At 68.2% G+C, this 12,418-nt stretch carries 10 protein-coding genes and 1 pseudogene; 6 read left to right on the forward strand and 5 right to left on the reverse strand.

Translation table 11 applies throughout. The annotated features are described in order from the left end of the window. Positions 1-70: 70 nt before the first annotated feature. From ACGF5O_RS47565 to ACGF5O_RS47585, 5 genes are all read right to left on the reverse strand, one after another. Positions 71-322, reverse strand: coding sequence for a hypothetical protein (locus tag ACGF5O_RS47565; protein WP_393816198.1), 252 nt, complete (start codon positions 320-322; stop codon positions 71-73). A gap of 114 nt (positions 323-436) precedes the next feature. Next, a complete protein-coding gene (locus ACGF5O_RS47570) occupies positions 437-1,798 on the reverse strand; it encodes a glutamine synthetase family protein (RefSeq protein WP_393816199.1) in 1,362 nt (453 codons plus the stop codon). Between the two features lie 3 nt (positions 1,799-1,801). After that, the gene (locus tag ACGF5O_RS47575; RefSeq protein WP_393816200.1) at positions 1,802-3,313 is read right to left on the reverse strand and encodes an amino acid permease; all 1,512 of its coding nucleotides are present in this window, start codon (positions 3,311-3,313) and stop codon (positions 1,802-1,804) included. 74 nt (positions 3,314-3,387) lie between these two features. Continuing rightward, positions 3,388-4,422 carry a hypothetical protein gene (locus ACGF5O_RS47580; protein ID WP_393816201.1) on the reverse strand — a complete coding sequence of 345 codons (1,035 nt, stop codon included), beginning with the start codon at positions 4,420-4,422 and terminating at the stop codon, positions 3,388-3,390. A 58-nt stretch (positions 4,423-4,480) separates the two neighbouring features. Continuing rightward, the gene (locus ACGF5O_RS47585; protein ID WP_393816202.1) at positions 4,481-4,828 is read right to left on the reverse strand and encodes a hypothetical protein; all 348 of its coding nucleotides are present in this window, start codon (positions 4,826-4,828) and stop codon (positions 4,481-4,483) included. Between the two features lie 365 nt (positions 4,829-5,193). On the opposite strand from ACGF5O_RS47585, the gene ACGF5O_RS47590 reads away from it, so the two are divergent. The 6 genes and pseudogenes from ACGF5O_RS47590 to ACGF5O_RS47615 all read left to right on the forward strand — a co-directional run. Next, positions 5,194-6,468: a helix-turn-helix domain-containing protein gene (locus tag ACGF5O_RS47590; RefSeq protein ID WP_393816203.1), complete on the forward strand. Its 1,275-nt coding sequence runs from the start codon at positions 5,194-5,196 to the stop codon at positions 6,466-6,468. 15 nt (positions 6,469-6,483) lie between these two features. Continuing rightward, positions 6,484-6,957 (forward strand): hypothetical protein, encoded by a 474-nt coding sequence (locus ACGF5O_RS47595; RefSeq protein ID WP_393816204.1) that lies wholly within the window; start codon positions 6,484-6,486, stop codon positions 6,955-6,957. Between the two features lie 660 nt (positions 6,958-7,617). Continuing rightward, positions 7,618-9,354, forward strand: a complete 1,737-nt coding sequence (locus ACGF5O_RS47600; protein ID WP_393816253.1) for a DUF2637 domain-containing protein — start codon at positions 7,618-7,620, stop codon at positions 9,352-9,354. 144 nt (positions 9,355-9,498) lie between these two features. After that, entirely contained in the window at positions 9,499-9,948 is a 450-nt protein-coding gene (locus ACGF5O_RS47605) for a hypothetical protein (protein WP_393816205.1), read from the forward strand. Positions 9,949-10,254: 306 nt separating this feature from the next. Continuing rightward, positions 10,255-10,758 (forward strand): hypothetical protein, encoded by a 504-nt coding sequence (locus ACGF5O_RS47610; RefSeq protein WP_393816206.1) that lies wholly within the window; start codon positions 10,255-10,257, stop codon positions 10,756-10,758. A gap of 134 nt (positions 10,759-10,892) precedes the next feature. Next, positions 10,893-12,418 (forward strand): annotated as a pseudogene (locus ACGF5O_RS47615) (hypothetical protein); the annotation flags it as partial.

A 12,418-nucleotide genomic window follows, 5' to 3' on the forward strand; every position in this document is an offset into this window, starting at 1 on the left:
GCCCGCGAACACGAACGGCTCTACCCCGCCCCTGACCAGCACAACTACGACCTCACGGCCTGAGCAGCAATCATCCCTCGGGAAGAGCCACACCCATCTTCCATTCGGGCGTGCCGGTGGGCTGCTTGCGGCTGTCCACGGGGTTGAAGGAACAGCGGGCCCACAGCACGCCGTGCAGGTCACGGTCGCGGGGGTCCTCATCGCGGTAGTGCAGCCTGCGGCGGCTGGGCGCGCCGGTCATGAACAAGTTGGCTGGGGCGGCTTCCTCGCCGCGGCGCTGGATGATGAAGGGCACCCGGCTGGGTGTGGCCTTCGGGGTCATGCTGCTCCTTGTCTGTGTCGCGGGCCGCGTCGGGCGGGCCGCCTTTCGCCGCGGGGAGTCGGCCGTGCGCGGCAGCGGGTGTCTGCCGCGCACGGTGTTCGTGGGTGCGGCGGGCTAGGCGATGGTGAGGCGGCGGCGTTCGATGTCGGTGACCTCGCGGTGCTGTTCGTCGATCTCGGCCTGGGCGGCCCGCCCGTAGTGGGTGACGACCGGGAGGCCGAGGAGGTCGCGTGCCATGACACTGTGGCGGAAGCCCGTCAGCGCCTCGGCGAGGTCGCGGGGCAGCGGGGTGAAGTCGTCGCTGCTGTACCCGTCGCCCACGCAGGGACTCGGCACGGCCAGCTTCTCGTCCAGGCCGTGCGCGATGGCCGCGAGCGAGGCGGCGGCCACCAGATAGGGGTTGGCGTCCGCGCCGGCGAGCCGGATCTCCAGCCGGCTGCTGGCCCCGTGCCCGGCGACGCGAATGGCGCATCCGCGGTTGTCGGGGCCCCAGTTCGCGAACTGGGGGGCGAAGGAGTGCGGTAGCGCGTAGCGCTTGTAGGCGTTGGTGTTCCCGGCGAACAGTGGCATCAGGTGCGGGATGGCGGCGATGAGCCCGGCGATGCTGTAGCCCATGGTGTCGGTGGGCAGGGCGCGGGGGGAGGGCAGGGCGAACAGCGGCTGTTCGTCGTGCCAGAGGGAGAGGTTGAGGTGCAGGCCGCTTGCGACCCCGGTGACGGGCGCCGCCATGAACGACGCGGTCAGACCGTGGCGTCGTGCCATGTGCTTGACCACGTGCTTGAAGACGGTGAAGTTGTCGCAGGCCTGCATCACCCCGCTCTTGGGGAAGGTGGCCTCGATCTGTCCGGGCGCGCCTTCCTGCTTGAAGGCCTCCACCTCGATTCCGGCGTCCGGCAGGGCGCCTTCCAGGTGGCCGAGGAAGTCGCCCAAGCGGGGCGGGTGGTCCAGGTCATAGTCGCCGTTGCGGTTCACGAGCGGCTGGTCGCCGCTGTAGAGAACGAACTCGCTCTCCCACCCGCCCTTCGGCTGGTAGCCCAGCTCACCCAGGCGCTCCATCTGCCGGCGCAGCATCTGGCGGGGTGCGACCTCGATGGGCGCTCCGTCGGTGTCCACGGCGTCGCAGTGGACCAGGGCCAGGTCCGGCATGTGCGGCAGCACGCGCGCGGTGGTCCAGTCGGCGTTGATGCCCATGTCGTGGTAGCCGTCGTGCCAGCTGGTCAGGTCGAACCCAGGGAGCGCCTCCATGTGGGCGTTGGCGGTCAGGATGTACGAGCAGGCCTCTCCCACCCGTACGCCGTCGCCTTCGTCGAGCCGCTCGAAGAGGGCGAGGCCGGCGGCTCGCTTGCCTTTGAGGCGGCCGAGCATGTCCGGGACGACCGTCATCACGGTACGGATGTGGCCCTGCTTGACGGCCTTGCGCAGGTTGTCCTGGCTGATGAGCCCGCGCAGCTCGTCGGGGAAGGTGTGAGTTGTCATCGGTCAGATGCCTTCTTCGATCAGGGCTTCGCTGGGCGAGGCGGTGTGGTTGGCGGTGAGCTGGTAGGCCTTTTTGCCCCGTGTCTGCCAGGTGCCCCAGGCGAACAGCAGCGCGATCACGAGGGTGACGCCGGCGTAGTTGAAGGAGTCGGTGGTGATCGGGGCGTTCTGGGGCAGGCAGAAGACGATGGTGATGACCACGACGTAGAGGCAGGCGATGACGCCGATGGGCTTGCGCCAGGCCCCGAGGGTCCAGGGCCCGGGGCGGTAGTCGCGGTCCTTGCGTAGGGCGAGGTAGACCGGGATGCCGTAGGCGGGGATCATGCCGACCGCGTTGATCGCGGTGATCGCCCCGTAGGCGGCGGTCGAGTACAGGGCGGGCAGGGCGAGGACGAACGGCACGACGACCGAGAACCACACGGCGCGGGTGGGTGTCCGGGTCCGGTCGTTGACCATCTCCCATTTCTGCCACCCCCACAGGGCCCGGCTGCGGGAGAAGGCGTAGACCATGCGGGACGAGGCGCCGACCTCTGCGTTGCCGCACAGCAGCATCGCCACGATCACCACCAGCATGAGCACCTTCGCGCCTGTCGCGCCGAGGGCGTCGAGGAAGATCTGCGCGGGGGGAACCCCGGTCGCCGAGTTGAGCGTGCCCTCGTAGTCCTGGACCGCGAGCAGCATGCCGGCGAGGAGGACGAACCCGGCTACCCAGGACACCCAGATGGAGCGGACGATGCCCCGGGGTGCGGAGACCTGGGCATCGGTGGTCTCTTCGGCGATGTGGGCGGAGGCGTCGTAGCCGCAGAACGTGTAACCGGCCACGAGGGAGCCGACCAGCACCACCTGGAGGGGGCTGCTGAGGCCGCTCTCGTTGTGGAAGGTGAGCAGGAACGAGGGGGACTGGTGGGGGGAGGAGGAGAGGGTGAGGGCGCCGACGATGAGAGCGACGCCGCCGAGCTGCCACCACACGGAGATCGAGTTGAGCAGGTTGAGGACGCGGACGCCGGCCGAGTTCAGCAGGCCGTGCGTGAGCAGGATGACCGCGAAGATCAGCATGGTGGTGGCGTCGGTGGGGGCGATGCCCCACTGCATCTGGATGAAGGCGCCGGTGAAGGCCGCGGCGCCGTAGTCGATGCCGGCGATGGCACCGAGCAACCCGAGCAGGTTGAGCCAGCCGACCAGCCAGCCCCAGCGGGGACCGCCGAGCTTGCTGGCCATGAAGTACGGGCCACCCGACGTCGGGTAGGCGGAGACCACATCGGCCAGGCACATCCCGACGAGCAGGGTGAAGAAGCCGATGGCTATCCAGGTGCCGAGCATGACCACGGGCCCGCCGTGGATCATGCCGAACCCGAACATGCTCTGCCCGCCGGCGAGGATGCAGATCACCGTCATGCTGATCGCGTAGTTCTGAAACGGACTCGTACGGCGGCTGAGTTCGGGCTTGATCCCGAGTTTGGCCAGGAAGTCGTCGTCAGCATCGGCGGTCGTTGTGCCGGCTCTTCTGTGAGACACCAGAGCTCACTTTCGAATCAGGATGAGAGGAAGGGACAGCTCGGAGGCGCTGAACGCCAAGGGGGTGGGGTTGGTCAGGTGGTGGGGGCGGTGATCGGCCAGCGGCGCAGGGTGGAGGCGCGGAGCGTCAGGAACCAGTCCGTCCAGTCCGTGGTGCGGCCCAGGATCGTGTTGACGTCTTTCCAGGGCTGGGCGGTGACGTAGGGGCCCATCGCCCGCAGCACGTCGGCGGCCATCTTCGTCTCGCCGTTCGCGACCAAAGCGTGGGCCAAGTGGCTGAGGTCCGCCATCGACACCCACGGGTATTCGGCGGGCGGGAGCTGGGCGAACCACTTGTTGTACGCCTGGACGGCGTAGTGCCCGACAGCCCCGGTCTGCCAGGACCGCGACGACGCCCCGCCGTCCTCCTCGTGCTCCATGCGGAACTTGTCCACGAGGGCGTACACAGCGAGCAGCCACAGTTCCGGGCTGGGCGGCTCCGACAGGAGCATCCAGCAGGAGAAGTCCATCGCGGCCCCCGTGCTGCGCACCCTCTGGAAGTACTGGCGCATGGCGTGGTAGCCCCCGCGATTGCCCGGGTGGCGGGCCTCGACCTCCCCCAGCAGTGGCCAGGGACCGAGGTGAGGCATCCCCTGATCACGACCGCCGGGCAGCTCGTCCCATGGCATCTGACGGCGCCGCGCGTACGGATCGAGCATGTGGGCCGGGTAGGGAAGCTGCGAGAGGAGGATCTTGTCGACCCACGGCACCGGACACTCCGGCAGCAGATCGCTTGCCCGCCACCCCGCCTCCGCAGCCAGCCGCGCGGCGCGACCCACCACGTCACCGCTCATACCGCTGCGATAGGCCTTGAGCGCGGCCCGGGTCAGCACCCGGGCCCACATCATGGCCGCGTCCGGGCTGCTCGGCTCCTCGTCCAGCCACAGTTTGAAGATGCCCGGCTCACCTGCGCCGGCCGCCAGTAAGTTGCTGCGGCTCGTCCGCAGTCCCCATTCGCGACCCGTCATTTCGAGCAGGTCCCGGGCGGCGTGGTAGCGCCCCAGCCGCAGGTCTTGGAGAGCGGTCCGCAGCGCGGTGTCCGCACCGACCGGGCTGACTATCAGCCGCATGTCATCGGGGGTGCCGTTGGGAGCAAAACGCGCGTATGTCGCACCGGACGCTAAGGAATCAGGCATGGGGGAGGCCTTGGGATTGGGGGAGGTGTAAGGGGGACTGAGGCTGAGCCCAGCGCTGGGGAAGCACTACCTGTACGGTCTTTCCCAGCGGCGTGTCGTTGAGGTCACGCTTGATCTGCCAGGCCAGAAAGCCCTGATTGCGATGAAGCCACCACAGGCTGGTGGGTATCGTGCCAACGCTTGGCGCAACGGCAAGTTTTTCGAATCCGGGGAAGGCAGGGTCGGCGTCGTCGACCTCGACGATCAGCTCCTCCGTAGCCGCAAGGCACATCAGCCGCAGCCAGATGCGCCTGTCCGGCGTGAACGGCCTGCCGTGCCGCACGGCGTTGTCCGTGAGCATGGCGGCAACCCGACTTGCAGCGTCAACGTTGCCCGACCAGCGGGCGGCCGTGAGGCGCGGACGCACTCGGAGCCTTGTGTTGGGGCCGATTGACAACTCTGCCGTCATCGAGCCTTCCCACCGGAACCTCAGCGCCTTTTCGTCTACCGCCAGGAGGCCGTCTATCTCTACGAAGTCGCGTGATGCGGTACTCGATGAGGTCATGAAGGTTCTCCGAGACGGGTAGTGGAACGGAGGCGCAGAAGTGAGCGCCGTCACAGGAAACCGCCTCTGACCTAGCCGCCTCTACACGCCATTCGCGGAGCGCATACGAATATTCGCTAGGCGTATAACAAGAGATGACGGGACGTGGGATCCTGCCTACCGTGGAGACACAGGACATCGACTGGTCTGCGTACGGAGACATCAAAGACGCAGCCCGCGCCGGAGACTTCGGACAGGTGGTCTACCGCGCTAGGAAAGTGACTGGTGTGTCACAGACGCAACTCGCAAAGGGCTGCGGCGTCTCCCAGGCAGCTATCTCCCGGCTGGAGAACCGCGGTACCGGCGACTACAACATGACGATCCTGGCGACCGCCGCCACTGAACTGGGGATCCCGTTCGAGCTGGTTGGCCTCGCCAACCAGCCTTCGAACGGAACACCCCCCGTGGAACGTCGCGAATTCATGGGGTTGGCGGCCGGAGCAGCAGTGCTACCACTGGCGTACAGCCCGGCCGCCGGCCCTGTCTCATCTCCAGAAGGCGAGAACTCGCAAGCCGCCGCCCTGCGTGTGGTCACTGCCTCCTACCGTCGCCTGGACGCCTCGACAGCATCCCGCGACCTCTCCAAGGTCAGCCAAGGGCACTTGGAACTCATCCGCACCGTCATCAGAAATGCTCCTGACGATACCTACCGTACGCGCTTGGCGCCGGTCGCATCCGAGGCGGCATCATTCGCTGCCTGGCTCGCCTGGGACATGGGCAACCACGGTTCCGCTCGCGGTTGGTACGGTTCGGCGGTAAAGGCCGCTCAGTCGGCACACGATCCGCTACTCCTCGCATATCAGGTCGGCAGTCTGGCTTCATTCGAAGCTGACACGGGCAACCCGCATGCGGCGGTCCGACTCATTCACAAGGCCCGTCACCATCTCGGTAGCCGCGTACCGCCCCTCGCCGCTGCGTGGCTCGCCTCCATCGAAGCCACGGCGCACGCTGTCAGTCAGGACCGACGAGCGTGCGACAAGGCGCTGAAGGCGTGTGCGCAGCACGCCGCACAGATACCGGACGCGGAGCCCGTCGCATGGCCATGGATCTTCGCGTTCGACGAGCGGAAACTCGTCGCCTGCTACCTGACCTGCACCGCCAGACTTGGCCAGCCCTTGCACGCCCGCCTTTCGGAACAGAACGTCGAATCAGCGCTCAGTAGTGGCCACGACAAGCAGCGAGCTCTCCTCACACTCGACGTAGCCTTGGGATACCTAGCCACCAACGAGCTGGACAAGGCGTTCGGCCTCGCATCCCGCGCACTTACTGAGGGCGTCCGGTTGCAATCAGGGAAGATCGTGGAGCGAGCCCGAGCGTTCCGACGGTCTTACAACGTTGCTGTGTCGCCCGCTATGGTGCGGCAGTTCGACAGCCAGCTACAGGCCATCTACATGTGAGTGGGAAGGACGCAGATGCGCGTCGGCATCACCGGGCACAGGGGGCTTCCGGAGCACATTGAGAGTGAGGTTCGGGCGATGCTGGCCGCGAGAGTCAAGAACTTTGACCCTCGGAACTTGGTAGGGATCAGCTGTATTGCAGACGGCCCAGACGCATGGTGGGCCGAGGCGGTTCTCGAAGCCGGCGGGAAGATCGAAGTAGTCATTCCGGCCGAGGAATATCGTGCAGGTCTACCAGCCTGGCATCACCCTCTTTACGACAAGCTCGTTCAGAGTGCGTCGGACATCCATCGTACTGGCCTGCGAGAATCGACATCTGAGGCCCATCAAGCGGGCAGTGAAATCCTGGTTGGTCTCTCCGACGAACTGACTGCAGTCTGGGATGGCCAGCCGGCACGCGGTTACGGCGGCACGGCAGACGTCGTGTCCTACGCGGAACGGGTCGGCGTTCCGGTGACCGTGCTGTGGCCCGAGGGCGCCAGCCGGTAGTCCGTGAGGTGCCGAAGTAGTCGCCGGTCAACTCGCCATTGAGAACGTGCCGCCGTCTATCTGCTCACCATGCCGACCACCTCGTTGCTCTTGCCGCTGCGTGGACGGCGCGTACGACCAGGTATACGCAGAGACCCCGCCTGGCGTCAGGCCGGCGTGGGCCGAACGCGCTCTGGGAACGGGGGTGGGAGGTCGGCCACTGAGCGGCTTCTTCTACCGTCCGCAGAGCGCCCGCGGCCTTGTCAGGATTCTGGTGGCTGGTCCAGCCGGACCCGGCTCCGTCGAACACCTCCATGTACTGCCCGCCCGCCTTGCGCGCTCTGTTGAGGGTGCCCGTGTTGTCGGCGACGGCCGGCTTGGCCAGCGTCGCTGCCTCTGCCCAGGCCCGCACGGATATCTGGGCACCGTCCGTGCGGTTGGAACTGGTGAGTGGCCGTGGAAGGTTCTCGCTGATCACTAGGGCTGTTCGGCTCATGTCGACAGGCTGCCGTCACTTGGGCCGCCGCATTTCGGCGGTGAGTTTATACGGCCCATGAGAGTGTGAGCACCACTCAGTTTTGTGGCGGGGATAGGGAGTGGGACGTGTCCGCGGGGAATGGCGTGATACCTCGGCTGACCCGAGTGCATCGGGTTCTCATCGGTGTGGTCGTGACCGGCGCGATGATCATCGCCGGCATCGGCTTCGCCGGCTCGTACGCGGCCGTCCGTGAGCTGGCCATCAAGAAGGGTTTCGGGAATTTCGCCTATGTGTTCCCGATCGGCATCGACGCGGGCATCTGCGTCCTGCTCGCCCTTGACCTGCTGCTGACCTGGATCCGCATCCCCTTCCCGCTGCTGCGGCAGACGGCCTGGCTGCTGACCATCGCGACGATCGCCTTCAACGGCGCGGCGGCCTGGCCGGACCCGCTGGGTGTGGGCATGCACGCGGTGATCCCGATCCTGTTCGTGGTGGCGGTGGAGGCGGCCCGGCACGCGATCGGCCGGATCGCCGACATCACGGCGGACAAGCACATGGAGGGGGTGCGCTTGACCCGCTGGCTGCTCTCCCCGGTGCCGACGTTCCTCCTGTGGCGCCGGATGAAGCTGTGGGAGCTGCGCTCCTACGACCAGGTGATCAAGCTGGAGCAGGAACGTCTCGTCTACCAGGCGAGGCTCCGGTCGCGCTTCGGCCGGGCCTGGCGCAGGAAGGCTCCCGTGGAGTCCCTGATGCCGCTGCGGCTGGCCAAGTACGGCGTCCCGCTCGCGGATACGGCTCCGGACGGGCTGGCGGCGGCGGGCATCGACCTCCCGGCACTCCTGCCGGCCTCCGCCCCCGCGGCACCCGCGGACAGCGCCACGCTTGAGGCCGCGGCACGGCATGAGCAGGCTCCGGCGGTGCAGAAGGAGACGGGGCCGCGGACACTCCAGAACTCCGTCCGGGGCACTGCGATCGAGCCGGTCAGTGATCCGCATGGGCCGACCGAGGAAGTTGCCGAGCGGTTCGCCGAGGCCTACCAAGCGTTCGTCGCCCAGTTCCAGGCCGAGCCGACCACCGGGCAGTGGGCACTCTGGCTCCGCGACCAGTACGGCATCTCCACGGGAGCTGGCGAACCCCTTTCCGAAGCTCAACTCCAGCCCCTGCTTCAGGTCCTCCAGCGGCACTACGAGGCGCCCGCCGCCGAGCAACGCTCCTCCGCTGATGTCGACCAGTCCTGGGAGGACTACTTCTACAGCGCCTGGCTCAGTTTCCGGCAGGAGCGGGGCTTTGCCCCCCATGCTGACGTCTTCGCGGCATACGTGTACGAGAGGGACTTCATCACAGGGGACGGCGGTCAGCCCATCAGCGGCGACGACGTGGCGCCCTACGTCGAGAGCTTCGAGGCTCGAACGGCTCGTCAACCGGAACTCGCCGACGAGCCTGCCCCGGACGCAGACGCCCAGCAGACGGCGTCCGCTGGAGTTCCGGCTCAGGCGGCCAAGGAACAGCGAGGCCCCCGGGTGGTCGCACCCATCGACAGGCCGCAGCAGCCCGCGGCCGCGGGAGGGGAACTGACTGCCCCCGACCGGTACTACCTCGCGTGGATGGAGTACCAGGACCAGAAGGGAAGCGAGCCGAGCGACGAGCAACTCTCCGCCTTCTGCGCAGACAAGGGGCTACTCGGTCGAGGGAACAAGCCGATCTCTCCCGCGAACCTGCGTCGGCACTTCGTGCGGTGGCGCGTCTACAACGTCTGGTCCGAGCTACGAGCCGGCGCCGATACTCCTGTGCAGTCGGCGGTTGCGCAGGAATGCGCACCCCGGGGGATCACCGCGCAATACAACAGACCCATCACCGCCGACTACGTCACCGACGAGTCCGAGGACTTCGAGCGGCGCTGGCAGGCTCTGGCTCGCCACCACGCCGACACGCAGCCATGAGTTTTCCCCGGGTGCGCAACAGAGACCACATCGGTCTGCGTAATCGGCAAAACAGCTGATCAACAGCCCGATGCGAAGCAGCGGAGATCATTGCGCAGCCGGGCCCGCGGCCAGTGCGCAGCCACCACCCTCGGAGGAGGAGCCATGCGAGCCCTGCGCATTGACCCGGACACCACCGTCACCGACATCGCCCTCCCGCCAGCCGATGCGCATTCGGTGATCCGTGAGCTCGTCGGATCCCCCGACGCCGTAGAGCAAGCGACCTATCACCAACACGCCGTGATGCACATTCACGGCGCCGGCCGACGGGAAGGGCTTCCGCAGAACCTGGCCGCCTGGGCCCTGGCGAGCGCCTGGCGGCGGACGGCTCTCTACCCGCTGGCCGGCCCCATCGTCGTGACAGGCCGCACCACGACCGGTGAGCTGACGGCGCTCGACGACGACCTGGTGCAGCACGCGCAGGCTGTTGCGCAGACCGTCCGCGACACACTGTCCGAGTGGCGTGCCCGCCCGCCCGTCTCCAACGAAGCGGCCACCAGCGAACTCCTCGCGTACGCAGCGCGCGACATCGCCTCCCTCCGACGTGGTGTGTGAGCTACGGCGAAGTCCATGCGTGGGTTGGAGGGATTTCGGGAGGGCGCTCGAAGCGCGATCCATCTGGGGACGAGGACGGATTGGAGATATCCGCCTTCTCGTACAGCGTGACCGGGTAGCTTCTCGTGCGGCGCAGCCGGGTATGGGTGGCGTGTGCGGCTCCGATAGGTGGGGATCGTGCGAGTGCCAGGCGGCGAAATGCGCCCCTTGGCACGGACGGCCCGCCGCTGTGTGGGCAGGGCCGGTCATGCAGGCTGGGCGAGTTGTGCGGCGGGGGACCGCTGCGCGGGAATCGGGGGCATCTGCATGGTGATCGAGGCCGGGGTGGTGGCCGGGTATGTGATCGCGTGGGCGGTGCGCAAGGCTCGCCGGGTGGGCGGCCGTCTGGATGCCGAGGTCGATGCGTCCCTTGATGCAGGGCTGGACAAGCTGCACACGGTGGTCGTGGCCAGGCTCGGTACTCATCCCGTCCTGGAGGACCTTGCGGAGGAGGCCGCCACCGGTGAGGGGCAGGTCAGCGAGCTGACCCGTCAGCAAGTGGAGTTGGCCATCACCGCCGCAGCCCGCAAGGACGACGCCTTCGGCCAGGCGGTCACCGAGCTCGTGGCCCACCTGCAGGCAGCTGGGCAGGCTGGTGGTGTCTCGGTGGTGGCCGGTGCCGGGTCGGCGGTGTTCACCGGAGACGCGCACGCGCAGGCCACGGGTGACGGACTCGCGTTCGGGCAGGTCGCCGGAGACGTGCATGTGGACCGCGGTGCTGCAGGCGGGCAGCGGCCGGACCCTTCCGAGCCGGGCCGGTCACGCCCCTGACCGCACCCGGCGCATCCGGTGGCGCGACCGGAACCGTGGCGCCGCCCTCGTCGTATAGGCCGCTCGGTCCGCTGCCTGGGCACGTCCGTGGGGACGGCGGCGGTACCAGCTTTGCGCACGTCGCAGGGAACGTCGTGGTTCATCAGTACCCGGCCCCGGCTGTGGCGCGGCCGGTGCGCTCGGCGTACCGGCGGCAGGTGGAGCGGATCGCCCCGCCCAGGTTGCTGGAGCGGGAAGCCGAGCTGGCCGAGATGGCGGGCTTCTGCCTGGAAGAGCAGCGCGGCCCGTACGTGTGGTGGCGGGCCGGTCCGTGGGCGGGCAAGTCCGCGTTGATGTCCACCTTCCTGCTCGACCCGCCCGCCTCGCTGGCCGTCGGCAGGGTGTGGCTGGTGTCGTTCTTCATCACCGCCCGCCTGGCCTCGCAGGACACGCGTGAGGCGTTCACCACCGCGCTGACGGAGCAGTTGTGTGCCCTGCTCGGCCAGGACCTGCCGACCGTGGGCGATGAAGCGGGCCGGGAGGCGGTCCTGCTGGATCTGCTCGCTCAGGCCGCGGCCGCATGTCAGCATGCGGGGGGCCGACTGGTGCTGGTCGTGGACGGGCTGGACGAAGACCGCGGTGTGACCACCGGTCCTGGGGCGCACAGCATCGCCGGGCTGCTGCCCGGCCGCCCCCCGGCCGGGATGCGGGTCATCGTCGCCGGCCGACCCAACCCGCCGATCCCCGACGACGTGCCTGACTGGCATCCGCTGCGCGACCCGGGCATCATCCGCCTCCTCCGCGACTCCCCCCACGCCCGCGATCTGCAGCGACTGGGCGAGTCCGAACTCAAACGTCTGCTCGCCGGCAGCCTGGTCGAGCAGGATCTGCTGGGCCTGCTGACCGCCGCCCGCGGCGGCCTGTCCGGCCCCGACCTGCGGGAGCTGACCAGCACGGACCTGGTGGCCGTCGAGGAGATCCTGCACACCGTGACCGGGCGCACCTTCACCCGCCGACTCCCCACCCTGACACCGGACAACGGACCACAGGTGTACCTCCTCGGACACGAGGAACTCCACAACGCCGCCTGCCACTACCTCGGCCCTGACCGCCTGGACCGCTACCGTGACCGGCTGCACGACTGGGCCGAGGAGTACCGCGCCCCCGCCGATGGCCGGCCTCCGTGGCCGCCACATACCCCCGAGTACCTGCTGACCGGCTACCCGCGCATGCTCGCCACCGTCCGCGACACCCACCGCCTGGCCCCTCTGGCCGTCGACCCCGCACGCCACAACCGGATGCTCGACCTCTCCGGCGGCGACACCGCCGCCCTCACCGAGATCAAAACCTGCCAGGACCTGCTCCTGAACGGCACACAACCAGACCTGTACATGCTGGCCAGGCTGTCCCACCACCGCGGCCAGATCGAATCCCGCAACGCCAGCATCCCTGCCGAACTCCCCGCCGTCTGGGCCACCCTCGGCTACCCCAACCGAGCCGAGGCACTGGCCCGAGCCTTCACCGACCCGCGCAGCAGGGTGTGGGCGCTGACCGAGGTGGCCGGGGCGCTGACCGAGGCCGGTGACCATGAACGGGCGGTCGTGGTGGCCGACGACGCCGAGCAGATCGCCCGGACCGTCACCGAAGAACACCAGCAGGTGTTTGCACTGACCGAGGTCGC

The organism is Streptomyces sp. NPDC048291, assembly GCF_043201715.1.
GTDB lineage: Bacteria > Actinomycetota > Actinomycetes > Streptomycetales > Streptomycetaceae > Streptomyces.